Source organism: Haloglomus litoreum (assembly GCF_029338515.1).
Classification (GTDB): Archaea; Halobacteriota; Halobacteria; order Halobacteriales; family Haloarculaceae; genus Haloglomus; species Haloglomus litoreum.
The window spans coordinates 1-24,594 of the sequence record NZ_CP119988.1 but is presented as its reverse complement, the minus strand read 5'-3'; the positions used below and the strand labels follow the sequence as shown (position 1 = coordinate 24,594).

The 24,594-nt window shown below is 67.8% G+C and carries 25 protein-coding genes; 7 read left to right on the top strand and 18 right to left on the bottom strand.

From position 1 onward, the window contains the following. Positions 1 to 117: 117 nt before the first annotated feature. Entirely contained in the window at positions 118 to 525 is a 408-nt protein-coding gene (locus P2T62_RS00120) for a DUF7473 family protein (protein WP_276259453.1), read from the bottom strand. Between the two features lie 85 nt (positions 526 to 610). Continuing rightward, positions 611 to 1,174: a TATA-box-binding protein gene (locus P2T62_RS00115; protein WP_276259452.1), complete on the bottom strand. Its 564-nt coding sequence runs from the start codon at positions 1,172 to 1,174 to the stop codon at positions 611 to 613. A 184-nt stretch (positions 1,175 to 1,358) separates the two neighbouring features. On the opposite strand from P2T62_RS00115, the gene P2T62_RS00110 reads away from it, so the two are divergent. The 4 genes from P2T62_RS00110 to P2T62_RS00095 all read left to right on the top strand — a co-directional run bounded on the left by P2T62_RS00110 (position 1,359) and on the right by P2T62_RS00095 (position 4,311). Next, positions 1,359 to 2,630 carry a TIGR01177 family methyltransferase gene (locus P2T62_RS00110; protein WP_420028404.1) on the top strand — a complete coding sequence of 424 codons (1,272 nt, stop codon included), beginning with the start codon at positions 1,359 to 1,361 and terminating at the stop codon, positions 2,628 to 2,630. A gap of 82 nt (positions 2,631 to 2,712) precedes the next feature. Next, positions 2,713 to 2,862: a rubrerythrin-like domain-containing protein gene (locus P2T62_RS00105; RefSeq protein ID WP_276259451.1), complete on the top strand. Its 150-nt coding sequence runs from the start codon at positions 2,713 to 2,715 to the stop codon at positions 2,860 to 2,862. An 80-nt stretch (positions 2,863 to 2,942) separates the two neighbouring features. Further along, positions 2,943 to 3,662 carry an HAD family hydrolase gene (locus P2T62_RS00100; RefSeq protein WP_276259450.1) on the top strand — a complete coding sequence of 240 codons (720 nt, stop codon included), beginning with the start codon at positions 2,943 to 2,945 and terminating at the stop codon, positions 3,660 to 3,662. 61 nt (positions 3,663 to 3,723) lie between these two features. Further along, positions 3,724 to 4,311: a DUF7474 family protein gene (locus P2T62_RS00095; protein WP_276259449.1), complete on the top strand. Its 588-nt coding sequence runs from the start codon at positions 3,724 to 3,726 to the stop codon at positions 4,309 to 4,311. Positions 4,312 to 4,349: 38 nt separating this feature from the next. Here P2T62_RS00095 and P2T62_RS00090 read toward each other — a convergent pair whose 3' ends face one another. Then, the gene (locus P2T62_RS00090) at positions 4,350 to 4,571 is read right to left on the bottom strand and encodes a hypothetical protein (RefSeq protein WP_276259448.1); all 222 of its coding nucleotides are present in this window, start codon (positions 4,569 to 4,571) and stop codon (positions 4,350 to 4,352) included. A gap of 211 nt (positions 4,572 to 4,782) precedes the next feature. Between P2T62_RS00090 and P2T62_RS00085 the strand changes: the two genes are divergently transcribed. Next, complete coding sequence (locus P2T62_RS00085; RefSeq protein WP_276259447.1) at positions 4,783 to 7,290, top strand: DEAD/DEAH box helicase; 2,508 nt, start codon at positions 4,783 to 4,785, stop codon at positions 7,288 to 7,290. A 51-nt stretch (positions 7,291 to 7,341) separates the two neighbouring features. Here the strand turns inward: P2T62_RS00085 and P2T62_RS00080 are convergent, their stop codons facing one another. The 11 genes from P2T62_RS00080 to P2T62_RS00030 all read right to left on the bottom strand — a co-directional run bounded on the left by P2T62_RS00080 (position 7,342) and on the right by P2T62_RS00030 (position 16,532). Continuing rightward, positions 7,342 to 8,046, bottom strand: a complete 705-nt coding sequence (locus P2T62_RS00080; RefSeq protein ID WP_276259446.1) for an Sjogren's syndrome/scleroderma autoantigen 1 family protein — start codon at positions 8,044 to 8,046, stop codon at positions 7,342 to 7,344. 61 nt (positions 8,047 to 8,107) lie between these two features. Beyond that, positions 8,108 to 9,442, bottom strand: coding sequence for a HEAT repeat domain-containing protein (locus P2T62_RS00075; protein ID WP_276259445.1), 1,335 nt, complete (start codon positions 9,440 to 9,442; stop codon positions 8,108 to 8,110). A gap of 75 nt (positions 9,443 to 9,517) precedes the next feature. After that, a complete protein-coding gene (locus P2T62_RS00070; RefSeq protein ID WP_276259444.1) occupies positions 9,518 to 10,309 on the bottom strand; it encodes a hypothetical protein in 792 nt (263 codons plus the stop codon). Beyond that, a complete protein-coding gene (locus tag P2T62_RS00065) occupies positions 10,306 to 11,238 on the bottom strand; it encodes a hypothetical protein (protein ID WP_276259443.1) in 933 nt (310 codons plus the stop codon). Before P2T62_RS00065 ends, P2T62_RS00070 begins: the two co-directional genes overlap by 4 nt. A 2-nt stretch (positions 11,239 to 11,240) precedes the next feature. Next, positions 11,241 to 12,824, bottom strand: a complete 1,584-nt coding sequence (locus P2T62_RS00060) for a hypothetical protein (RefSeq protein ID WP_276259442.1) — start codon at positions 12,822 to 12,824, stop codon at positions 11,241 to 11,243. Positions 12,825 to 13,016: 192 nt separating this feature from the next. Further along, the gene (gene pheA, locus P2T62_RS00055) at positions 13,017 to 13,826 is read right to left on the bottom strand and encodes a prephenate dehydratase (RefSeq protein ID WP_276259441.1); all 810 of its coding nucleotides are present in this window, start codon (positions 13,824 to 13,826) and stop codon (positions 13,017 to 13,019) included. A gap of 72 nt (positions 13,827 to 13,898) precedes the next feature. Next, the gene (locus P2T62_RS00050; protein ID WP_276259440.1) at positions 13,899 to 14,327 is read right to left on the bottom strand and encodes a toxin-antitoxin system TumE family protein; all 429 of its coding nucleotides are present in this window, start codon (positions 14,325 to 14,327) and stop codon (positions 13,899 to 13,901) included. Position 14,328: 1 nt separating this feature from the next. Further along, positions 14,329 to 14,847: a DUF7342 family protein gene (locus tag P2T62_RS00045; RefSeq protein ID WP_276259439.1), complete on the bottom strand. Its 519-nt coding sequence runs from the start codon at positions 14,845 to 14,847 to the stop codon at positions 14,329 to 14,331. Between the two features lie 157 nt (positions 14,848 to 15,004). Beyond that, the gene (locus tag P2T62_RS00040) at positions 15,005 to 15,325 is read right to left on the bottom strand and encodes a hypothetical protein (protein ID WP_276259438.1); all 321 of its coding nucleotides are present in this window, start codon (positions 15,323 to 15,325) and stop codon (positions 15,005 to 15,007) included. 179 nt (positions 15,326 to 15,504) lie between these two features. Then, a complete protein-coding gene (locus tag P2T62_RS00035) occupies positions 15,505 to 16,218 on the bottom strand; it encodes a hypothetical protein (RefSeq protein WP_276259437.1) in 714 nt (237 codons plus the stop codon). Next, on the bottom strand, positions 16,218 to 16,532 hold the full coding sequence (locus P2T62_RS00030; RefSeq protein ID WP_276259436.1) for a hypothetical protein: 315 nt from the start codon (positions 16,530 to 16,532) through the stop codon (positions 16,218 to 16,220). The genes P2T62_RS00035 and P2T62_RS00030 overlap by 1 nt, the downstream gene beginning before the upstream one ends. A 489-nt stretch (positions 16,533 to 17,021) precedes the next feature. Here P2T62_RS00030 and P2T62_RS00025 point away from each other — a divergent pair, with 489 nt between their 5' ends. Then, positions 17,022 to 17,699: an IS6 family transposase gene (locus P2T62_RS00025; protein WP_276257837.1), complete on the top strand. Its 678-nt coding sequence runs from the start codon at positions 17,022 to 17,024 to the stop codon at positions 17,697 to 17,699. A gap of 115 nt (positions 17,700 to 17,814) precedes the next feature. Here the strand turns inward: P2T62_RS00025 and P2T62_RS00020 are convergent, their stop codons facing one another. Together P2T62_RS00020 and P2T62_RS00015 are read right to left on the bottom strand one after the other, a co-directional pair. Beyond that, a complete protein-coding gene (locus P2T62_RS00020) occupies positions 17,815 to 19,080 on the bottom strand; it encodes an SPFH domain-containing protein (RefSeq protein WP_276259435.1) in 1,266 nt (421 codons plus the stop codon). Positions 19,081 to 19,166: 86 nt separating this feature from the next. Next, positions 19,167 to 20,909, bottom strand: a complete 1,743-nt coding sequence (locus P2T62_RS00015) for an excinuclease ABC subunit C (RefSeq protein ID WP_276259434.1) — start codon at positions 20,907 to 20,909, stop codon at positions 19,167 to 19,169. A gap of 145 nt (positions 20,910 to 21,054) precedes the next feature. Between P2T62_RS00015 and P2T62_RS00010 the strand changes: the two genes are divergently transcribed. After that, positions 21,055 to 21,474, top strand: coding sequence for a hypothetical protein (locus tag P2T62_RS00010; protein WP_276259433.1), 420 nt, complete (start codon positions 21,055 to 21,057; stop codon positions 21,472 to 21,474). A gap of 379 nt (positions 21,475 to 21,853) precedes the next feature. On the opposite strand, the gene P2T62_RS23400 is transcribed toward P2T62_RS00010, so the two are convergent. Together P2T62_RS23400 and P2T62_RS00005 are read right to left on the bottom strand one after the other, a co-directional pair. Further along, positions 21,854 to 22,057 (bottom strand): hypothetical protein, encoded by a 204-nt coding sequence (locus P2T62_RS23400; protein ID WP_420028403.1) that lies wholly within the window; start codon positions 22,055 to 22,057, stop codon positions 21,854 to 21,856. Positions 22,058 to 22,200: 143 nt separating this feature from the next. Further along, positions 22,201 to 24,375 (bottom strand): CDC48 family AAA ATPase, encoded by a 2,175-nt coding sequence (locus tag P2T62_RS00005; RefSeq protein ID WP_276261659.1) that lies wholly within the window; start codon positions 24,373 to 24,375, stop codon positions 22,201 to 22,203. Positions 24,376 to 24,594 lie beyond the last annotated feature (219 nt).

Here is a 24,594-nt window from a genome sequence, read left to right as displayed (position 1 = left end):
GCCGGGAGCGAGGCATCACCACTCGCGGGAGGATGCGAACAGAAGTCGAAAATGTCCACCACGATATCCTTATGTCGGAGGTAATATCAGGAGGTCGTCGATTGGCCGGATAATCCGCTACAGCACACCGAACACGTTCGCGAGCGCGACGCCGATGACGGCCGCGAAGCCGAAGTGCAGCGCCACCAGCGGGGCGGTCGACCGGGCGCGCAGGCGGTAGACCGTACTGACGGCGATGCCGTCCGCGATCAGCGTGGCGACGATGGTGACGCCCGCGAGCAGCGAGGGGTCGATGCCGAACGCACCGCCGCGGACGCCGTACTGCTGGAGGAGGATGGAGACGGCCGCGGGGAGGGCCGACGCGGTGGCGGCCTTCTGCGAGGGCACGTCGCCGATGAAGAACGTGGCCGCCAGGTGGAGCGTGAAGGCGTAGAACAGCCACGTCAGCAGGAAGGTGACGACGACCGCCAGCGGACCGCCGCCGGTGACGGACTGGAGCGGCACGGGCGCGAGGAGACCGGCCATACCCGAATTGGGCGCCCGGGCCGTATGTAGCATACGCTCCCGGACGAGGAGACAGAGGGAGGGAGAACCGCGTCGAGTCGACCGCTCAGCCGTCCAGCAGACCGAGCTTGTCGAGTTCGTCGGTGATCTTGTCGACGGCGTGCTCGGCGTCCTCAGGCTTCTTGCCGCCCGTGATGACGAGCTTGCCGGAGCCGAACAGGAGCGCCACCACATCGGGCTCGTCGAGGCGGTAGACGAGACCGGGGAACTGCTCGGGCTCGTACTCGATGTTCTCCAGGCCCAGCCCGATGGCGATGGCGTTCAGGTTGAGGTTGCGGCCCAGGTCCGCCGAGGTGACGATGTTCTGGACGACGATCTCGGGGTCCTCGTCGACCTCGATGTTGAGGTCGCGGAGCTTGTCGAAGACGATGCGCAGCGACTCGTGGACGTCGTCCGTGGACTTCGCGCCCGTGCAGACGATCTTGCCCGAGCGGAAGATGAGCGCCGCGCTCTTCGGTTCCTGGGTCCGGTAGACGAGGCCGGGGAACTGCTCGGGGTCGTAGTCGGCGCCCTCGAGGTCCATGGCCACGCTCTGGAGGTCGAGCTCCTGGCCGATACCCGTCGAGGCCACCACGTTCTCGATGTTGATGGTTTCCTTGGGGTCGCTCATCGTATGTCTTAAGCAACGTATTTAACCTTTATAAATATGGGTGGTGGTGGCTGACAGGTCGATAACCGGAGATATCGGGCCCCATACGGCTGTTCAGCTTATAAAGCGGCATCGATTGCCGCTTGAAGTGGGGGTGCGTCTCGCCCGTACGACGGCGGGGTGGGTCGCGTGGACCGGCACCCTCATGCCCGACGCGGCCCCGACCCCGGGCGTGTACGTCCTCGAACTGGGGGGCCAGGACGACCGGTTCGCGCGCCGCGAGGCCGAGAGCGCCTGCTCCGCCGTCGAGCCGCTGGGGACCGGCCTGGCGACCGCGCGTGGCGTCACCGACCGCGTCCGTGGCCTCGCCTTCACCCAGCGCGCCGCCGAACTGGTCGGGCGGACCGCCCCACGCATCGAGGACGCCGTCACGCTGCTGGACGCCGCCGCGCTCGACAGCGTTGGGCAACGCCCCACGGGAAGCCGAGCGCCGCCCGACGACCGCGAGGGCTCCGTCCGGGTGCGGGCCCGCGACGTGCGCGGCCTGACCGACATCGACACGAAACGGGCCGAGCGCGAACTCGGACAGGTGCTCGTCGACCGCGGTTTCGAGGTCGACCTCGAGGACCCGGACCACGAACTCCGGGCGCTGTTCGCCGCGCCGCCCGGCCACGACGACGATGACGACGGCACCGTCACCATCGGTATCGACGACGAACGCGATGTCGAGGTCGTCGAGCACGACGGGGCGGTCGACACGGACGGTCTGGAGGGACTCGGCGGTGACACCGCGCCCGGCGTCTGCGCGCTGGGCTGGCTGACCGCCGAGAGCCGGCGGGACTTCGGGGACCGCCAGCCGACGGACAAACCGTTCTTCCAGCCCGGGAGCATGGACCCGCTGCTGGCCCGGGCGCTGGCGAACATCGCGGGCGCCCGCCCCGGCCGGACGCTGCTCGACCCGATGTGCGGGACCGGCGGCCTGCTCGCCGAGGGTGCGCTCGTGGGGGCCGACGTCGTCGGCGTCGATGCCCAGTGGAAGATGGTCCGGGGCGCCAGCGAGAACCTCGAACACTACCTCGGCGACTCGACCGACGCGGACGGGGACGAGTCGGCCGGAGGCCTCTCCGGGGCCGCCGAGTCACCCGGCGAGGCAGCCGTCTGTCGGGGAGACGCCCGGCGCCTCCCCATCGCCGGCGAGGACGGCGAGGGCCCCATCGACGCCGTCGTCTTCGACGCCCCGTACGGCCGGCAGTCCTGGGCCAGCGACGAGCTCTCGGCCGTCGTCGGGGACGCGCTCGCGGAGGCCCGACGGGTCGCACGGCGGGCGGTCGTCGTCGGGGACCGCCCGTGGACGGAGGCAGCCGAGACCGCCGGCTGGACCGTCACGGACCGGTTCGACCGGCGCGTCCACGGCTCGCTCGTCCGGCATATCCTCGTGCTGACGGCGGACCCGGACGCCGCCCCGGACACCGGATGACCCACGGTCCGCCCCCGACGGTCCCGCGACGTGGGAACAGGGACCACATTCACGTGTCCGGGCGCCCAATACCGGGGTAGCGATGCTCGAAACGGACCCGGCGACCGACGACGCGCGTCTCGCGGAGTACGAATGCCCCCGGTGTGGTCACCGCGTCGAGGCGACGGGCTCGGTCTGCTGTGTCGACTGCGAGACCGAGATGCAGAACCTCGGCAAGCCCCGACACTGGTGACCGACGGCAGGCGGCCCGGCCGTGGCTCCCCCGCCGGGTGAACCGACAGCTTTTCTCCGGCGACCCGACACCCCTCCCCCGTGCGCGACCGGTACGTCCTCCTCGGGTTCGACACGCTCGCGACGCGAGCCGGGAGTACGCCCGCGGGCGCCTACGGCCCGCCGGACGACGACTGGGCCGGAGCGCTGTGTGACGCACTCGCCGCGAGCGACACCGGCCGCTCGGCGACACCCGACGCCGTGCGGCCCCACCTCGACCTCCCGTGGCACCACCCGGACCGGATGCATCCGGACCGGCGGGGCGAGGACTGGTGGCGCCACCACGAGTCGGCGTTCGCGGACGCGCTCGCCGCGGTCGGGGTCCCCCGGCGACAGGCGGACGCCGTGGCCCGGACGGTCCGCGAGGCGTACCTCGACCCCGATGCCTGGGCGGCGGCCGAGGGTGCCGCGGCCGCGCTGGACCGGCTCGCGGCCGCGGGCTGGGAGCCGCTGGTCTACCTGAACGGCCCACCGGAGATCGACGAACTGCTCACGGCGGTCGGCCTCGACGACCAGGTCGGCGAGGCGTTCACCTCGGCGCTCACGGGCTACGAACTGCCCCACGCCCGGGCCTTCGAGACCGTCGAGGACGCGCTCGGCGACGGTCGGGTCTGGTTCGCCACCCGCGACCCGGCGGGGGCCGCCGCCGCCCTCGACATCGGCATCCCCGGTGTGGTCGTGGCCCCCGACGGCGCGGTGCCGCCGGAGGCCCGTTCGGTCGACGGGCTGGCCGGGCTCGCGGCCATCCTGGAGTGGAAGTGAGGGGGCGACCACGCGGGTCCCGACACGTTCATACCTGCCCCAGCGCACACCCCGCAGTAGAGTGGCGCGCTTCGCGTATCCGTGTCCGGACTGTCGGACCACGAGCAACCTCCACGACGCCGACTGCGAGCACGACGGCACCACCCGCGCGGTCGTCGAGCGGGCGTACGTGGACATCCTGTCGGTCCTCTCCCGGCGCCCGGTCGAGCGCGAGGCGCTCCCGGACGCGGTCCCGGGCGAGTGGAGCGGCCTCCACGGCGACGCGCTCGACCGGCTGGTCGCCGAGCGGCGCGTCGTCGACGGCGACGGGCCGTTGCGGCTGTTGACCGCCGAGGAGTACACCGACCTCGTCCGGGAGCCGACCCACGAGCCGCTGAAGACCATCTACGAGCACGGGAGCGTCCCCGGCGCCCACGACCACAGCGTCTTCGCGCTCGTCGCCTACTACGAGATGGTCGGGCTCTCCTGGCCCGAGGCCCGCGAGCAGGTCGTGGCCTGGCTCCGCGAGTCCGGCTCCTGGGCCCGCGGCGGCTGGGAGGAGGGCTCGCCGGAGGAGGTCGTCGACGACAAGCAGCACGTCTACGAGCGCGGCTACGGCTGGAAGCAGGCCGCCGAGGAGGCGAAAGCCGTCATCGATCGCCGGGGCTGACGGTGGAGCGAACCGGCAGCGACAGGCGTGGCTGACGACTACTCCCCGGTCGCACCCGGCTCCTCTCGGCTGCCGCGGAGGATGAGCGAGACCCCGAGCGCCGCCATCGCGAGCGTGAACAGCGTGATGCCGCCGAGCGCGATGAGTGCGGGGGTTCCGGCGTCGCTCGCGAGACCACGGCGAACTGCGCGGGCCGCGACGTAGGCGAACATGAGGCCCGAGCCCGCCAGCAACCCGCCGACCGCCGTCCGGCCGTCCATGCCCCGTCTTCGCGGGCGTCCCACTTACCCGCCCCGGTCGGGGCGGCGGGGGTCGGGACCGGACCCGGGTCGGGCGATATGTCTCGTATCTCCATACGAAACGGAGGGGTCAGACCCCGGCGGAGGCACCGGAATCCGAACCAGCGGCGCCGACTCCACTTCCGCCCCGCCCAGCGAACCCTTATCCACGAGGACGCGGTAGGACGGCGCAATGGCGGCCACGGACGCCGAGGGCGGGACCGACTACCTCGACCGGCCACTGCTGGTGCCGGGCTTCCTCGAGGACCGCAGCTACCAGACCGAACTGGCCGACGCCTCATGCGACGGCCACACGCTGGTCTGTCTGCCGACGGGCCTCGGGAAGACGACGGTCTCGCTGCTCGTCACGGCACACCGGCTCGCGGAGTACGGCGGGAAGGCGCTGATGCTCGCGCCGACGAAGCCGCTGGTCGAGCAACACGCCGCGTTCTACCGCGAGGCCCTGGAGATCCCCGACGACGAGATCGTCGTCTTCACCGGCGAGGTCAGTCCGGACGACCGTGCCGCGGTCTGGAACGACGCCCGCGTCGTGATGGCCACGCCGCAGGTCATCGAGAACGACCTCGTCGGCAACCGCATCGACCTCGGGCCCGTGGTCCACTGCACCTTCGACGAGTGCCACCGCGCCACCGGCGACTACGCCTACAACTACATCGCCGAGCGCTACCACTCAGACGCCGACAGGCCGCTCGTGACGGGGATGAGCGCCTCGCCCGGCGGCGACGAGGAGGAGATCCTCATCGTCTGCCGGAACCTCGGCATCGACGACGTGGAGGTGATGACCGAAGCCGACGCCGACGTGGCCGAACACACCTACGAGACCGAGGTCGACTGGACGCATCTGGACCTCCCTGACGAGGTGCTGGAGATACGGGACGCCCTGAACGACGTCATCGCCGAGCGCCTGGAGCAGCTCAAGCAGCTGGGGGTGACGAACTCGACGGACCCCTCGATGTCACAGAAGCAGCTGAACGCCATCCGCGCGAAGCTGCAGGAGCTCATCAACAACGGCCAGTCCGAGGGGTACGAGGGGATGAGCGCACACGCCGAGATCATGAAGCTCCGGCGTGCCGTGGAGCTGGTCGAGACGCAGAGCGTCGAGTCCCTCCGGCGCTACTTCGACCGCCAGCGCAACGCCGCGCGCTCCTCGGGCGCGTCGAAGGCGGCCCAGCGGTTCGTCTCCGAACCGCGCGTGAAGGAGGCCATGCGCAAGGCCGAGGACTTCGACGACCTCCACCCGAAGTTCCGGAAGACGCGGCTCCTGCTCGCCGAGACGCTCGGCATCCAGGACGGCGAGCGCGTCATCGTCTTCACCGAGTCGCGCGACACGGCGGAATCGCTGACCGAGTTCCTGAGCGAGAGCTTCGACGTTCGCCGGTTCGTCGGGCAGGGCGACAAGGAGGGCTCCGACGGGATGACCCAGACCGAGCAGAAGGACACCCTCGCCGCCTTCCGGAACGGCGAGTTCGAGGTGCTGGTCTCGACCAGCGTCGCCGAGGAGGGGCTGGACGTGCCCGACGTGGACCTCGTGCTGTTCTACGAGCCGGTCCCGAAGGGCGTGCGCTCCATCCAGCGCAAGGGCCGGACCGGCCGGGCCCAGGAGGGCCGCGTGGTCGTCCTCATCGCCAACGACACCCGCGACGAGGCGTTCTACTGGATCTCGAAGAACGAGGAGCAGAAGATGGAGGAGGAGCTCCGGAAGCTGAAGGGCGCCGAGGCCGACATCGAGGCCGAACTCGACGACTCCCAGCAGTCCCTGGAGTCGTTCGCGGGCGAGGAGGCCGACAGGGACGGCGAGGAAGAGGACGATGGAGACGACGCGGAAGCGGCGGACGCCGAGTCGTCCGAGCCGGCGCCCGAGCGGACGAACGGGAGCGACAGCCAGCCGGGACTTGCCGACTTCGCAGGCACGGAGGACGGCTCCGACGAAGACGAGGACGCGGCCAGCGACGACCCGGCCCCCGAGGACGAGGCCGAGGGGCTCGTCGCGACCGCGGGCGGTGACCCGGATGCCGAGGACATCGAGATCGTCGCCGACCAGCGCGAACTCGACTCGCACATCGCCCGCGACCTCTCGAAGCGCGACGGCGTGACGACCAGGCTGGAGACCCTGGCGGTGGGCGACTACGTCCTCTCGGACCGGGTCGCGGTCGAGCGCAAGTCTGTCGACGACTTCCTCGACACGCTGCTGGGCAACGACCGCTCGATGTTCGACCAGGTCGGCGACGCCGCCCGGCACTACGCCCGGCCGGTCGTCATCCTGGAGGGCGACGGACTCTACGAGAAGCGCAACGTCCACCCGAACGCCATCCGGGGCGCCCTGTCGTCGCTGGCCGTCGATTTCGGCGCGAGCGTGCTCCAGACCCGCGATACCGACGAGACCGCCGACCTGCTGGAGGTCATCGCCCGGCGCGAGCAGGACCGGGACGACCGCGAGGTCCAGGTCCACGGGGAGAAGTCCTCGAAGACGCTGGCCGAGCAGCAGGAGTACGTCGTCTCGTCGGTCGCCGAGGTCGGACCGGTCACGGCGCGGGCGCTGCTGGACCACTTCGGCAGCGTCGAGGCGGTGATGACCGCCGACGCCGACGCGCTGAAGGAGGTCTCGGGGGTCGGCGACGTGACGGCCACGCGTATCCGGGAGGTCGTCTCCGGCGAGTACGACCCATCGGCGCAGAAGTAGCCGTTTTCACCGAACAGAGTGTATTTCTGAATAATCAGACAGATTATCGGCCTACTCCGCGTTCCGCACGGCTTCGAGCGCCTCGGCGGCCTCGCGCGTCGCGGCGAGGAACTCCCGCTTGCGGCCGGGGTCCTCCTCGGCGGCGGCCTGCTCGGCCAGGCGGTTCACGGTGCGGGTGAGATGCTGGCGGGCGGGCATCAGCCCCGAGGCGTTGCCGGACGTGCCAGCCTGTCCGCCCGACGAGGGCATCCGTGCTGGGGTCCCGGAGCCCCGCTGGCCGGACTGGGGCTGCTGGGTCGTCGAGGGCTGTTCCGGGGCCTGCTCCGTGGGCGGCCGGGTCCCCGTTTCGGACTGGTCGCTCTCGGATGGGGACGCCGGTTCCTCCGTGCCGGCGTCGGTCGCTTCCGGACGCGCGTCGTCACTCCCCTCGGGCGTCTCCACCTCGACGGAGTGGCCGTCGGTGGCCGGGACGGTGTCCTCGGTCCCTTCGTCGGCCAGCGGGTCCTGCGCGGCGGCCTGCCCGGCGGTCGCCTGCTGGCTCTCGTCGGTCGCGACCTCGCGCTGGCAGGAGGGACAGAACTGCCGGCCCTCGTGGCGGAAGATTGGGTCGCCACACTCCGGACAGTGGATGTCGGTCATCGTCGCGCCCTTCAGCAGGAGTTCGCTCAACTGCTGGGTGCGCTCGCGGTCGTCCTCCTCCTGGCCGTACTTCTCCTCCAGTTTCCGCCGCTCGGCCTCGCGGTCGAAGTCGCTCATACCCGTAGCTTCCCAGTCAGCGCGCAAAAGGCCTGTGGGGACCGGACGCGGACCCGTACCGTCAGTACGCCTGCATCGCCGCGGTGGCGACGCGGTCGTTCGTGTCGATGCGGAGCCGCCGGAGGACCGCGTCCGTCTCGTCAGCGTCGATGGCCTCGCAGGCGTCACAGACCGCGACACGGACATCCGGGTCGTCGGCCTCTGCACCGGCCTCAAGCGCCGCGACCACCGCCTCGGAGACCTCTCCGTCTACCGCCTCGCCGAGCTCCCGGATCGCCGATGGGTCGCGCGTATCGCGGGCCCGCTCCGCGAGGTCGACGACCGACGGACCTGTCGGTTCCGGAGCCGGGTCGGCCTCGGCGTCGATCTCCGAGCCCGCATCCGGCTCCGCGCCGGACTCGTCCGCGCCGGGAGCCCCGTCCGCCGGGCCGTCCGCGGGGGCGTCGGTCGCGCTCGCGGCACCGCTCGCGGGGGCCGCACCGCCGGCCGAGTCGGTGTCGGTCGAAGCCGATGCTCCGGCCGCGGTGGTGCCGGCGGTCGCCTTCCCCGCATCCTCGCCCCCGGCGGTTCCCGTCGGGGCCGCGGTATCACTCGCGTCGCTCGCGGCCGCACCGCTGTCGGTCGTGTCGCTCGTCGCCGCCGGTTCCGAGGCGCCGGTCCCCGATTCGCCGTCGTCCGAGTCGGCCGGAGTGGCGGTCGGCTCCGCGGGCGACGGCTCGACGGGCCCACCCCCGAGTGCGACGGCACGACCGGTCACACCGAAGTACAGCGCCGCCGCGAGCGCGCCGAGCTGGAGCAGGCTGACCAGCCCGAGGAACATGACCGTTCCACCACCCATGAGATCGCGGAACGCCCTGGTGGCGGAGGGACCGAGAGTGCCGAGGGCACCGAGGCTGACGACCGACACGAGCAGGAAAATGGCGGCGTACGCCATTCCGGCACCCCAGGTCAGGCGCGTTCGGGTTCGGGTCGCGTACCCGACCGCCGCCGGGACCACGGAACCGACCGCCATCGGAACCAGCGGCAACTGGCCCCCGAAGCCGAACTCGGCCCAGATGAAGACGTAGAAGAGGACTCCGAGGCCGGCGTAGGCGTACAGCGCCTTGCGGAACCGCTCGTAGTTCCTCAGGGTCGCGGGGTCGACGCGGCGGGTGACGCCCGTTTCCGTGCCGGTGCCCGTCGACGCCTCACGCCGGCTCCCGGCGGCCTCGGCGGCCCCCGCGGCTGCCGTCGCGGAGGCCGAGGCGGCGGCCGAGGCGACACCGGCCGCACTCGAGGAGCCGCCGTCACCCCCGGAGCGGAGCCCCACGAGCCGCATCACGAGGCGGAACGGCAGCAACACCAGTTTGATCAGCAGTCCGATGAGCTTCCGGAGCAGCTTCAGCAGGAAGATCACGTACCCTCACCTCCGGGCGACCGCAGATGTGTCGGCGGCGACCCGGGCGCGTGGGTCGTCCTTCGGCCCAGCATCTCAGACCACGTCCGGGTACTGTGACTCGTCGACGCCGAGCGTCGCGAGCAGTTCCGTCGCCGGGGGAACCTCGTCGCGCGAGGTCGCCGTGGCCACACGCTGGAGCGTCTCCTCCAGCGTGTCGAGCCGGTCGGTCACCGCCTCCAGGTTGAGGATGCGCGGCGACAGCGACAGGTACGTTCCGTCGCCCACCTCGAGGATGTCGTCCGCGTCCATCGTCGGGAGGTCCGGACCCTCGGCCTCGAGTTCACCGAGGCCGGTGACCGTGACCGGTGATTCGAACCGGACATCGCCCTCGAGGATGGCCTGGGGCAGCACGGTCGAGAGGTCGTCGAGCGTCGCCTCGCCGTACGACTTGAACGTGTAGCACAGCGACCGCTCGGCGACGAGTTCCCGCTCGGCCGTGACGATGCCGATGACGACGCAGTCCTCGAGGATGACGTCGGAGCCGACGACGTTACCGTAGACGATGGCGTCGGTCAGGCGGACCCGCGTTCCGGTGACCGTTCCGTGGATGGTTGCTCCCGTGGCGGTCACCTTGCCGTCCGAGCCGACCTCGCCGTGGACCGTCGCGCCCTCGAGTTCGGCGCCATCGGCGGCCATGATGGAGCCGTCGACGGTGCCGTCCTCGACGGAGACGGTCGCCCCGTAGATGCTCCCCAGGACCGTCGCATCGTCCCGAATCCGGACCGGCCGGTCGATCTCGGCCTGCGCGGTCGGGATGATCTTCCCGTCGTACGTCTCGCCGGCCTCGACCACGGCGCGCGTCTTCTCGATGGACGCCACGCTCACTCACCCCCCTCGACGGCGACATCCACCCGGTCGGGCATCGCCCCCTCGACGGCCTCACCGTACGAGACGAGCGGCCGGCCGTCCTCGATGCGGGGCTCGAGAGCGTCCCGGACGGCCGCACCGTCGAGCGTCTCCGTCCGGGCCCGGTTCAGCTCCGTCCGCGAGACCAGCTCGTCCATGCCGGGAAGGGGCCTGAGTTCGACGGTCGCCGCCCCGTCGTCGTCGGTCGCGGAGACCATCGACGGGGCGACAACGTGCTGGCGGGTCCGCCCGTCGACCTCGACGGTCACGGTGTAGTACGGCACCTGGAGCCGTCGGGGCTCGGAGACGGACTCGTTCAGGTCCGCCCGGACGCTCTCGATGCGCTCGACCAGCTCGTGCTGCTGCTCGACGAACTCGTGGACATCCGTGACGACGTCGCCGGTCGTGGACTCGACCCGCTCCCGGCGGTCCCGACCGACCATGTCGTTGTGTGCCTGGAGGGACATCCACGCCGTCGTCACGTGCTCGGCGAAGGGCTCCTCGATACCTTTCTCGAACTCCTGCTCGTCGATCTCGAAGATGTGCGAGCCGAGGTCGCGGACGCGACGCGCGGCCGTCTCGTCGAGCTCCTCGTGTTTCTCCTCGTACCGGTCGGCGATGCGGTCGAGCTGGGTGTCGAGCTCCTCCTGCTCGATCTGGATGCGCTCGTTCTCGGCCTCGATCTGCGGCAGGATGGACCGGACCTCCACCACCCGCTCCATCATCTTCAGTTCGGCCTGGGCCTGGATGTTCTCGTGGATGGCATCCCGGATCGACTCGGCCGCCTCCGTGACCGCCGTGTGGACCTTCCGGATCTCGCCTTTCACCTCCTGGACCGACTTCAGGACCTCACCGAGCGTCTCGTGGATCTTGCTGAGGATCGGATGCAGGTCGTCGTTGCCGGCCATCGTCAGTCACCCCTCCGGGACGGCTTGTTGTCGTTCGTGGACTGTATCGCCCCGACGACACCTCTCGCCCGCTGGTCCTTCCGGGCCTCCTGGTGTTCGACCCGGCGGTCCTCTCGGGCCTGCTCGTACGCGACGCGCTCGCGCTCGCGCTGTCGCTCCTCCTCCCGCATCGTCTCGGCCCGATCCTCGGCCTCCGCCTCGGCCTCCGCGATGCGGTCCTGGATGATGCCCTCCGTTTCCTCCAGTATCTCTTCCGTCTCCTCGTCGATCTCGTCGAACGCCTCGGTGACGTCCTCTCGGAAGGCCTCCTTCTTGCGCTCGTTCAGCCGCTCGTACTTCACCATCAGCTTCCCGATCTCCTCGACGGTCCCCTGCTTGGCCTTCGCCTCGGTCTGGAGGTCGCGGATGCGGGTCCTGATGTCCTTGATGCGCTCCTCGGCGGTCCGGATCTCCTCGCGGCGCTGCTCGAACTCCCGCTCCTCGAGTTCGGCCTTCTGGTCCTCGATGGACTCGTAGATCTCCCGGCGCTGGTCGTCCTTCTCGATCCAGAGCTGGTCCCACACGTCGAGGACGATCTCGTCCCGGATGCGGTGGCGCGGGATGCCCTCGTCGGGAGCGAAGTTCGAGCGGCAGGTGTCACAGTACCACTCCCCGTCGCTGTCGAGGAGTTCGAGCTGCGAATCGATGTCGTCCCCCTTGCAGTCGGGGCAGTAGAAGTTGTACGAGACGTGGCCGAACATGTCCCCGGCGGTCTCGAGATGCCCGTTCAGGAGGTCCACGGCGGTCTCCTGCAGCCCGGAGAGTTCGGTCGCCAGTTCCCGGCTCTGCTCGCTCACGTTGAGGAGGACCGACTCGCCGTGGTCCTCGTCGGCCATCGATTCGAACTCGCTGAAGGTGTCAACCTGCTCGTTCGCGTCGGCCATCGAGAGCGAGACGCCGCCGGCGTCGACCGGCTCCTCGCTCGCCATGGGCGCGAGCCGGGAGAGCGACTCCATGGCCGGGTCGTCGTCCGCCAGGACCGGTGCGCGGATCTCGTGTGATTCGGCGTCCCGGAGCTGGGCGCCGACGTCGTCGAGCAGGTCCACGAACGAGCCCTCGACGTTCCCCTCGCTCTCCATCACGACCGGGAACTCCCGCATCGACTCGAGTTCCTGCTCGATCTCGGCCGCGTGCTCGGGGTCCTCGAGCAGTTCCAGCGTGAACTCGCGGGGCTGGATGGATTCGGTCGCGTCGAAGACGACCGTCCCCTCACGGTCGGGCACCGCGTACCCCGTCCAGTACCCCTTCTCGACCGAGGTCACCGTCACGTCGGGCTCCTGCGACCTGACGTATGCCACGCCGCCACCGCCGCCGAGCAGCCCCAGGAGGAGCAGCCCCACCCCGGAGAGCGTACTCCCGGCGACCAGGAGCCCGAGCCCGATCACCGCCGCCACCAGACCGCCCGCACCGAGATACTTGATGCGCTCCCACTGGCGGTCGACGTGATCGGAGATATCCCCCCGTATCGCGTCGTGTATCGCCAGGGCACGCGCCTCCTGTTCCCCCACAGCCCGCTCGTCTTCGAACACCGCTGAAGACAGTCGCATTCCACCCGACGGCAGAGGGAGAACCGTAATCAAACCTTGGTCAACCGTAGCACGGTGAGGCCCCGGATGGAGTCATTTGACGCCACATGTACGGAGCCGAGGCTGACCGGACGAGCAGGCGTCGGGCAGGAGGAGTGTCGGCACTGGAGCGGGAGCGAGGTCCCGCTTCCACGGGCGCGCCCGGCAGGCGCGCTACAGCGCGTGTTCGGTATCGTACGACCCCAGCACCTTCACCCAGCCTTTCCCGCAGATGCCCTCCAGCTCCTCCAGTGCGCCCTGCGCGCGGTCCTCGTACAGCCCCGCGTTGAAGTCGATGTGGAAGACGTAGTCACCCAGCCGCTCGCCGGAGGGCCGGGACTCGATGCGCGAGAGGTTGATGTCCCGATCCGCGAAGCACTCCAGCAACTCCAGCAGGAGACCCGGGTAGTCGTTGCCGGGGTAGACGACGATGCTGGTCTTGCCGCCGGCGTCGCTGCGCTCGGACTGGGGCGCGATGACGACGAAGCGAGTCGCGTTGGAGGTGCGGTCCTGGATGTCCTCGGCGAGGACGCGGAGGCCCTCGCCGGCCGTGTCCGGGTGGCCGACGGCCGCGACGGAGGCGTCCTCGCGGGCGCGCTCGACGCCGCGAGCGGTCGAGGCGACGGCCTCCAGCCGCGCGTTGGGGTACTCGCGGTCGAGGTACTCCCGGCACTGGGCCAGCGCCTGCGCGTGGCTGGCGACGACCTCGAACTCGCCGGTCTGGGCGAGCAGTGCGTGCCGGATCGGGGTGACGATCTCCCGGACGACGGCGACGTTGCGGTCGGCCAGGGCGTCGAGCGACTCGCTGACCGAGCCCTCGATGGAGTTCTCGACCGGGATGACGCCGCGCGCGAACTCCCCGCCGGCGACCCCCTCGACGATACTCGTCACGGACTCGGCGAACTCGATCTCCTCGTCCGACGTGATGGCCCGCGTCGCGCGGTGCGAGTACGTTCCGGCAGGGCCGAGCGTCAGGGCTCTCATGGGGCGCGATACAGGGGTGGTCGGCAAAAGCGCGTCGGGTGCGTGGGAACCGGACCGGGCCCCGATCCGGGGTCATCCCTCGTCCAGTTCCTCGAACAGCGTCGCCACGTGCTCACGGATCCAGTCCAGTATCGCGAACCAGACCCCCAGTGGGTCGTGCGCCTCCAGCGGCGATGGCTCGGCGACACCGGCGTCCGGTGGTGGATGGACGTGAGCACGCGGCGCGGACGGCTTCGCGTGTCGGTCCCACCGGCACTGCCACTCGGTGTCCGCACGCGTCTCGACGTAGTGGACGGAGTAGTCACCGGAGTCGAACCACCGGGCATCGATCCGAGCAGCGGAGACCCCCGCCGGGTACGAACCCGGGTCGAGGTCGACCACGAGCTTCCGTGGACTCACGGCCGGCTCCAGGCGCCAGCCATCGACCAGCGGGTGGGACGCCGACCGCTGCCCCAGCGTCCGGAGCGTCGGGACGTCGAGGGGACCGTCCGGCCCGTCCATCCTACGCGGGCGCACCGGTGCGGCTCTCGGCGCGCTGGAGGGCACGCTGGACGATCCGCAGGTCGCGCTGGATCGTCCGCCACTCCGTCAGGTCGTCACGGAGCGCGTGGATCTCGTCGTGGTCGGTCGGCGTCGCGGCCACGGCGTCCGGCGACGGGACCCCGTACTCGTCCCGGAGTTGCTCCTCCCGGGACACGAGTTCGTCCAGTCGCTCCCGGAGATCCGCCGCCGAGTGCTCGCGAGCCAGTCGCTCGACCCGCCGCCACTCGAAGTACGACTCGTTGCGCTGGTACGTCGCGGGGCGGCCATCGGAACGAGTCGCCACGCCGAGCTCGACGAGTCGGCCGAGCGCGTTCCTGGCGCCCGTCTCCGAGCAGTCGGCGCGCTCCGCCACGGTCGTCGCCGTCACTGGCTCCGAGAGCGTCGTCACCACGTCGTAGACACGCTGGAACGTCGTCCGCTCCTCGGCCCATCGCTCGCGGCTCGCGCCGTCGAACCCGTCGGACGGGTCCATCTCCATGCGTCTGCTCGGGGACGCGAACACAAATATCCTCTCCCCCGACCACATATCTGTCCTCCAGCCGCGCTCGGCCGCAGGAGATCAGTCGTTCGAGCCGGCCTCGGACTCGGACTCGGGGGCCTCGACAGAGTTGGAATTCGTGTTGGCATCATCGGCGTCACTCTCCCTGCTCCTCGATTGGGCACCGTGAGCTGCCGCCGTGAGAGTCGATGTAGTAGTACGAGTCGTTCCAGTTGATCCGGTATATCCACCTCGAATCCGTATACCGGAACTCGGGCGAGTCCCGGCTCAGATTCGAACTCACGAACGCCCCCTCGCGAATCGCTTTGCGTGCGACGTACTGCGCGTCAGTGCTCAGGTTCGTGTAGTTGTACTCGACCGTTCGGTAATCCAGTCGCTCCGTCCGCTCCTTATCGAGCCGGTGGTTCACCAGTCGGCACTCGGACGGAAGGGACTCGGTCCGGCCGGCCGTTTCCACTGAAACTGTAGAAACCGTGGGTGTCGTAGACGGTGTCATCGTGGGCGTCGGACTCGGCGGTGACGGAGGTTCAGTAGCCGACTCGTTCGGCGTCGCTCCTGGACTCGCCGCTGGCGCGGTGCAGCCCACGAGCAGCAGGCACCCAACGAGAGCCACAACGGGGAGCCGCCCACTCATGTTCAGTGCTGCCCGAGGCTGTGATCCCGGGAGAGTTCCAGCGCCTCTATCGTGCATTCGGCGAGCGTGTCCCCGTGGTCGTGATCGCTCTCCCAGTTGCTGCAGTCACCAGTCTCCGCCTCGGCCTGGCCATAGTAGTTGAGCATGGGTGTAGTCATGGATGGCATTATCAGCCCTGGCCGAACCATTCCGAGTCCGTGATCATTGGAGTTGCCAGACGTTTCCTCCCCGCTGAGTACCTGCTGAATGACTTCGTTGCAGTTCTCTGCGTGTAAGTAGGGGTGGAGAGCCTCGTGAATCCCTTGAATCGCCGTCAGCCGCTTCGAAGGGCGGGTACTCTGGTCGATAAACGCCTGCCGACGCTCTTGCCAGGCCCCCTCGACGGCCGCTTCTGCGACGAAGAAGTTGCCACACCCACCGATCACCCACAGATAGGATCCATCCCCATAGATACCATTATCGTCGAGGAACTCGTTCCCATCCTGAAAGTAGTTCGGCGATTCACAGCTGAGGACGGCGTCGGTCTCTATCTTCCGCGCGAGGATACCGCCCGGGAAATCACCCTCCTGATAGCACTGATCGAGCGCGTCCTTGACGAACTCGTACACCTTGTCGACGTAATCCCAGTCCGCATAGCTCTCCTTGAGAACGTTCACCTCGATCAACTCCCCGGACCCCTCGTACGGTTGGTACCTGTCTTTGACGGTGTACGACATCAGTTGTCACCTCCGGATCGCGTCATTGCCACCGTACCTCTATGTGTGACCTCGAACCACGGACGCGCCTGTACCGTTCGTTTCCGTTTCCTGTATCGGTACTTCCCGGCATTCAGGTCGCCACGGCCGGCCGATTCGTCGTAGTTCTCACGGCGTTCCTTTTCGTAGCCGACGACAGGCACTCCTCGCCCTGGAAGCTGTATCTTCCGCGTCTGTCCCGGCTTGACGTTTCGGCGCTCGCCGCGGATTCCGACCCCGACACCCGCATTCGTTCCCTCGATATTCAGGGGCGGAACGTCGAAGGAAGAGTACACCGTGACCGGGACGACCGTTCGTTCCGAAGGACGTTGCGAGGAATCCACCGTGGCCCATCGGGACCTGCTCGCTCGGAACCCCACGGATTCGAGCTCCCGCAACGATGAAGTCGTTGTTACTGATTTCACGCTCTTCACGGTCGGTCAGATACGGCGTTCGGAAAGCGACCCCGTCATCAGAGGATCGATACTTTTCGGGCCGGCAGACGGTGACCCGTTTGCCGTGGTGATCTCCGGGAAGCTCGTACCGGAGTACTGCTTCGACGAACTCGATGTCCCTGGCTGCCGCAGCAGTCCCTCCGACGAGGGAGGTACCGATGCCGGTAGCCGCTCCGTATCGCAGCACCGAGCGCCGGTCGAGAGATGTGCGCCCCTTGCTTTCGTCTTGTTCGCACATTGCATCATACGCCGACTTCCACGCTACAATAAGGCACTGTCTAGTTAGCGCAGATTGAGGAACGAGCAGGTCGTTGAGTGTCTTGCCTAGAGATGCTCGCAGACCTGCTCGAGAACGATTACAACGGCGACTTAGATGAATATTGGGAGCGTGAGCGGACGGCGACGCCCGTCAGGGCGTTCGCCGTCCGGCTTCACGCGACCGGTTGTTCACTCAGAGAAACAGAAGCGATTCTTGCGTCTCTCGGCGTGGAGCGTTCGCATCAGGCGATCTTTCAGTGGGTACATCGGCTGACTGACAGCAGTCCAGACCCGCCGACGGCTTCGCCGTCGCGGGTCGCGGTTGACGAGACTGCTGTCCGGATCAATGGCGACCTGTGTTGGGTGTACGCTGCAATCGACCTTGATACAAAGCTGATTCTGGATGCCCAGATTTTCAAGCGTCACGGCACCGATCCAGCGGCTGCGTTCCTCCACCGACTCCGTGAAAATCACGACTGCGCGAATACCACGTTTTTGACTGACTCGTTCGGCTATCGGACTGCCCTCAATCGATTAGGGCTGAGCGGTCGGGTGGACTACACCGACCGAAACCTCATCGAAAAGTGGTTTCACACCCTCAAGCAGCGCATCGACCGCTTCCATCACTCGTGGGTCGGCAGTCGGCGGAGCGTCCGCCGTTGGATTTCTCACTACGTGCAATACTACAACGAACAACGACCGCACCAATCGCTCGACGGACGAACGCCAGCTGAGGAGGTGCTAAACTAGACAGTGCCCAATAACATTAACTAAAAAAACATACATATCTGATTGTGGAGGGATAGGACGTGGAGCGATACGACCCAATGAGACCTGGACGGGGACGGGGCCCCTCAGCGAACTCTCAGCCGTCAGTATCGGTATCGATATTCGTCGCATGGCCGTTTCCACCCGCGCCACTGCTCCCACCATCACCGGGCAGCCCGGCCGCCAGCTCCTCGATCTCGTCGAGGCCGAGCAGTTCGCGCTCCTCGGCGTCGAACTCACGGCCCTCCAGCGAGGAGCCGACGTCGATGACGCCCGCGTCGCTCCCGGAGAGGTGCTTGCCGTAGCGCCCGACGAGCGAGGTCAGCTCCTGCGGCAGGACGAACGTCGTCGACTCGCCCTCGCCGACGGTCTGGAGCGCCTCCATCCCCCGGTCGATGATGGCGCGCTCGCCCATCGAGTCCGCGGCCCGGGCCCGGAGGACGGTGGCGACGGCGTCACCCTGTGCCGTGAGGACCTGGGACTGCTTCGACCCCTCGGCGCGGATGATGTTGGCCTGCTTCTCGCCCTCCGCGCGCTCGACCGAGGAGCGCCGTTCACCCTGCGCCTCGAGAATCATGGCGCGGCGGCGGCGCTCGGCGGAGGTCTGCTGCTCCATCGCGTCCTGGACGACCTTCGAGGGCTTGACCTCGCGGACCTCGACCGCCTCGACGCGGACCCCCCACTCGTCGGTCGGGCCGGCGAGTTCCTCCTGGATGCGCTCGTTGATGCGCTCGCGCTGGCTCAGCGTCTCGTCCAGCTCCATGTCGCCGATGACCGCCCGGAGCGTGGTCTGGGCGAGGTTCAGCGTGGCGTTCCGGTAGTCGTCGACCTCGAGGAACGCACGCTCGGCGTTCATCACGCGGATGTAGACGACGGCGTCGGCGCGGACGGGGGAGTTGTCGCGGGTGATAGCCTCCTGGCTGGGTACGTCCAGTGCCTCGGTCCGCATATCGAACTGGTACGTGTCGGTGATGAACGGCCAGACGAAGTGGATGCCGGGGTCGAGCAGGCGCTCGAACGCGCCGAACACCGTCAGGGCGCGCTTCTCGTAGGCCTGGACGATCTGGACCGACGAGGAGATGCCGGCGATGACGATCCAGAGCGCGACGAGCCCGATGACGAGCCCCGGCGTGAGGTTGAGCTGGCCGATGGCCAGTCCCAGGATGACGGCCGCGAGCACGACGAAGAAGACGAGCCGGCCGGCACCGGGGCCCTCGTCGAGGGTCGCCGCGCCGTCGCCCGGGTCGGGCATCTCGTTGCCGTCGTCACGGTCGGCGGTCATCTTCCCGAGTTCGTAGAAGATGCCGCCCGAGCCCGAGCTGGAGGCGGACGTGGTGGAGGACGAGGACCCCGAGCGGGACATACACGCGGGTTGGTCCCCTCGGGCAATAAAACTGCACCCCGGACGGGAACACGGCAGCGTGGGCCGCGCGCCGGGCGCCGTGGTCCTCAGAGCGCCCGGTCGACCCGCTCGGCCGTCGAGGGGCCGACCCCCTCCACGGACGCCAGTTCCTCGCGGGAGGCCTCACGGAGCCCCTCGACGCTGCCGAACCGGCGGAGCAGCCGCTTGCGGAGTTCCGGACCGACCCCCTCCACGTCGTCCAGCGGCGTCGACACCTCGTCACGGACCTGCTGGTGGTAGGCCACGGCGAACCGGTGGGCCTCGTCGCGGACCCGCTGGAGGACATGGAGGTGGGCGGCGTCGTCGGGCCAGCGCTGGACGCCCTCGGGCGTGACGACCAGTTCCTCGGCCTTCGCGAGCGCGACGACGGGTACGTCCCACCCGGTCTCGGCGAGCGCGTCCTGCGCGGCGCCGAGTTGCCCCTCGCCCCCGTCGATGAGCAACAGGTCGGGGTCGGGCCGGTCGTCGCGCCCCTCGACCGCGCGCTCGGCGCGCCAGGCCACGAGCCGGCGCATGTTGGCGTAGTCGTCGTTCTCGTCGGTGAGGCGTTTGCGACGGTAGTCGCTCTTGGCGGCCTCGCCGTCCACGAACGTCACGTCCGACCCGACGACGGCCTTCCCCCCCGCGTGGCTCACGTCGAACCCCTCGATGCGGCGGGGGCGCCGGTCGAGCGAGAGCGCGTCGCGGAGCGCGGCGAGTCCGTCGCGCCCAGCGTCGCGCGAGCGGGCGTTCTTCAGCGCGAGGTCGACGAGCGTGGCCTCCCGACCCGCGCCGGGGACGCGGACGGCGACGCCTTCGGCTTCGAGCCACGCCGTCACGTCCGGGTCGTCGGGGCGCTCCGAGAGGAGCAGCGCGTCCGGCAGGTCGCGCTCGGCGTAGTACTGCGTGAGGAACGCCGAGAGGACCGCCGCGACGCGGTCCTCGCCCTCCGGCGCAGCGAGGGCGTGGCGCTCGCGGTCGACCAGCTTGCCGTCGGCGCTGTGGAGGCGCGCGACCGTCGCGTCCCCGCCGGAGATGGCCACACCCAGGACGTCGACGGCGCGCTCCTCGCGCTCCCCGGCGTGGACGGCCTCGCCCCCGCCGCCGTGGAACGCCTCGACCGCCTCCAGTCGGTCCCGGAGGTTGGCCGCGCGCTCGAACTCCTGGTCGGCGGCGGCGGTCTCCATCGCGTCCCGGAGCGGATCGGCGAGGACGCCCGTCTCGCCCTCGAAGAACCGCTTCACGGACTCGACGTCGGCGGTGTAGCCCGGCTCGTCGATCTCGCCGGTGCAGGGCGCCGTGCAGAGGCCCATCTCGTAATCGAGGCAGGGCCGGTCCCGGCCCTGGAACTTGTGGTCCGAGCAGCCCCGCAGCCCGTACGTCTCCCGGAGCGCCTTCACGACCGTCTCGACCCGTTTCATCTGCGTGTACGGACCGTAGACGGTGGCGTCCGGGTCGGGGTCCCGCGTCACCTCGATGCGCGGGAACTGGTGGTCAGTCAACTGGACGAGCGGGTAGGACTTGTCGTCCTTCAGCCGAACGTTGTAGCGGGGCTGGTGGCGCTTGATCAGGTTCGCCTCCAGCAGGAGTGCCTGCGTCTCCGTGTCGGTGACCGCCGTGTCGACGCGCGCCGCGCGCTCGACCATCCGGCGGATGCGCTCGCCCCGCGGGTCCGCGTACGACCGCACCCGACTCCGCAGGTCGACGGCCTTCCCCACGTAGAGGACGCTCCCGTCGCTGTCCTCGAACTGGTAGACGCCGGGGCTCGTCGGGAGGTCGGCGGCCCGCTCCCTGACCGCGGCCGCGTCCATAGTCGTCCGTCCGTCGGCGCGCGACGGCCATGTGGGTGTCGGCTGCGGAGGGGTGGGCGGGCGGCAGCCCGGGGACGGCCGAGAAAACCACACGAGGGCGCCCCTCCGTGCGGAGGTTTAACTACCTGCACGCCCAGCAGCCGGTATGGACGTGCGGGACGCCGTCGAAGCCGACGCCGACCGGCTCGCCGAGTTGACCGGCCAGCCGGCGGACGTGATGCGCAACCTGGTCCACGACCGGACGGTCCGGGTGGCCACCGAACCCGAGGGTGAGGACGACGGAGACGGGTACGTCCTCGGCTTCGTGAGCTACGACGCCCAGAACGGCGTGGTCCACATCACACAGCTCGAGGGGACGCTCCCGGCCTGCGAGCGGATGCTGGAGGAACCGCTGCGCTTCGCCGAGGGCGAGGGGATGCCCGTCGAACTCCTCGTCACGGAGAACGCCGACGAGAAACGCGACATCGCGGAGAAGGCCGGGTTCCGTAACGAGGGGCGCGGACCCGCCTTCGATGGGATGCCGACGGTGAAGTACCGGCACGAGCCGACCAGAGTGGAGCAATAGAGCTTTTTTGACGGCTCGGGCTCGCTTGTCGGCCGGCCAATGGCCGGCCGTCTGCGCGAACCACTACGCCGCAAAAAACATTCAGAAAAAATGCCGGTGTCTCACTCGGACCTGCCGGCCGCAGGCCGGCAGGACGCTCGTTCGACACCGGTGAACCGCTCGCTTCGCTCGCGGATATGATATTTATACGCGCCCACACTTTAGCTATAAACCATTCTAAACCCCACAATTTTCCAACAACATCAATTTCAGGCAATATATCGAACAAATTCGAAATTATTGGAGCGCATATCCCATTTATTTGCTCTCCTACCACTCTCGGCCGGTGACAGTTCAGTGAAACCGTGCTGAATACACAGCGAGAGTCGGTCAGCACAAGTCAGCGGTGTATCGCTCGATGGAACCTATTCGTCCTATCGCTGAGGGCTGTCATCGGAGTGGCGCCGGCAACGATAGCACCTGTTGCAAGCAGCGCTCCCGACAACACAACGAAATCCCCACTCGGTGAGTAGCCGGCCAACCCAGCACCAACTTGCACGATAAACACCGTCACAAAGAAACTGAGGATAGCAAACGCCAGCATGACGAACGTCGCGATGATACCACTAGCTAATGTTCCGAAGGAATCAAGAAACCCATATCAAGTCGCAAGAGTTCCGACCGACGGATAAGGATTCGTTTTGGCTCCCCACGAAAGGTGCCATGAGCGACCGGCTGCTGTCTGAATTAGTTCTCGGCTGTGATCTCTTCGAGTGCTGCCTCGAAATGCGCTTGCGTCAGCACGATATCCTCGACAGCGGTCGGTTCGTCACTGGACTGGGATCGGACGTGCTCGCGAACGGCGCCAGTGGCGGCGCCACGACAGAGTGCGGCCACATCGGCACCCACCAGACCATCCATGTCAGCAGCGAGTTGGTCGAGGTCGACATCGTCGGCCAGTGGCCGATTGCGGGTATGGATCGTCAAAATCTCGCGTCGGGTCGCCTCGTCAGGCACACCGACCTCGATCTTACGCTCGATTCGGCCCGCACGGGTGAGCGCATCGTCGATGAGGTCTGGCCGGTTCGTGGCCGCGATCACAACCACATCCTCCAACTCCTCTAGCCCGTCGAGTTCAGTCAGCAACTGCGACACGACGCGTTCACCGACCTGATTGTCCCCACCACCGCTGCCACGCTTGCTTGCGATAGCGTCGATTTCGTCGAAGAAGATGACGGTGGGGGCATTCGAGCGAGCCTTCTCGAAGATTTCCCGGACCCCTTTTTCGCTTTCGCCGACGTACTTGTCGAACAGTTCCGGCCCCTTCACAGAGATGAAGTTCGACTGGGCCTCGTTTGCGACGGCCTTCGCTAGCAGGGTTTTCCCTGTACCGGGCGGCCCATGCAGCAGAATTCCCTTCGTCGACTGGAGATCGACCTGCTTGTACGCATCCGGATAGGCAAGGGGCCATTCGATGGCCTCCTGCAGTCGCTCTTTGGTCTCTGCAAGTCCTCCCACGTCGTCCCACGTGACGTCGGGTTTCTCGACGAACACCTCTCGGAGTGCGCTGGGGTCGATCTCCCGAAGCGCTGACCGGAGGTCCTGTTCGGTGACCTCGAGCGTTTCAAGCGTCTCGGCGCTAATTTCGTCACCTTCGAGATCTAGATCCGGGCGGACCCGTCGGAGTGCGTTCATCGCCGCCTCGCGGACGAGGCTTTCCAAGTCTGCGCCGACGAACCCGTGTGTGTTGTCGGCGTACTGCTGGAGGTCGACATCGTCGGCAATGGGCATCTCCCGGGTGTGAATTTGGAGGACTTCGTGTCTGCCCTCGGTGTCGGGAGCGCCGATTTCGATTTCACGGTCGAACCGGCCGCCACGCCGGAGCGCGTTGTCGATGGAGTCGACGCGGTTGGTCGTCCCGATAACCGTCACTTGACCGCGGTCTTCCAGCCCGTCCATCAGGGAGAGCAATTGCGCCACCACTCGGCGCTCTACCTCACCCTGGGTATCGTCTCGCTTCGGGGCGATGGAGTCGATTTCGTCGATGAAGATTATCGACGGTTCGTTTTCGCCGGCGTCTTCGAAGACCTCACGGAGTCGTTCCTCGCTTTCACCGTGATATTTCGACATGATCTCCGGGCCGGAAATCGTCGAAAAGTTAGCGTCTATCTCGTTGGCAACTGCCTTTGCAATCAGCGTTTTGCCGGTCCCGGGCGGCCCGTGGAGCAAGACGCCCTGTGGCGGCTCGATACCGAGTGCCTGAAACAGCTCGGGATGGGTCATCGGCAGCTCAATCATCTCCCGAACTTGGTCGAGTTCGTCGTTGAGTCCCCCGACGTCTTCGTATGTGACGCTTGGTGATTCCGGGCTGCCAGCCGACTCACTGTCCCGGCCACCACTGACGGATTCGGCGGACTGCTCGACCACTTCGACGCTAGTCGTTTGCGTAACGATCACGGTCCCTTCAGGCTCGCTGTCGACGATACGGATCGGAATTCGGCGGTTCGAGCGCCCCATCACCGAGCCGAGTCCGAGTGAGAGCGGGACGGTCTGTCCCGCCTGCACCGCTCGGTCAGCGAGCTTCTGGCGGAGATATGGGGCGAGGTCGCCACGGATTTGCAGGCCGTCTGGGAGCGCAATCGACAACTGACTCGCTGGCTCGATATCGGCCTCCTCGACCGAAACGATTCGGTCGAGTCGGGCGCCGATTGATTTGCGCGTTTGCCCGTCGATGCCGATGATTCCGCGCTGTCGATCGCCGGCCTGTCCTTGCCGAACACGGACCACTGCAGACCCGCTCTCACCTTCGATAGTGACGAAATCGCCGTTATCGATGCCGAGTTCCGACATCGACTCTCGGTCAATTGCTGCGATACCCTTCCCTGCAATTTGTCTGTCGAGCGGCTTAACAATGAGTCTCATGAGTGTGACCGTCCAGACTGCACTCGAGGAGATACCCCTCCAAGTCTTCGAGATGGATACAGAACTGGAGTTACGACGTATACTGGGCGACTGCGGAAATAAGTTGGTGACTATCATCTAACAGCTAGACCGCGGCAGCAGATCGGGCTGTGCAAGAAATACCCTCTATATTCAGCAGGCCGGTCCTGTCAGCCACTGAGAATTTCAACAGAGCCGGAG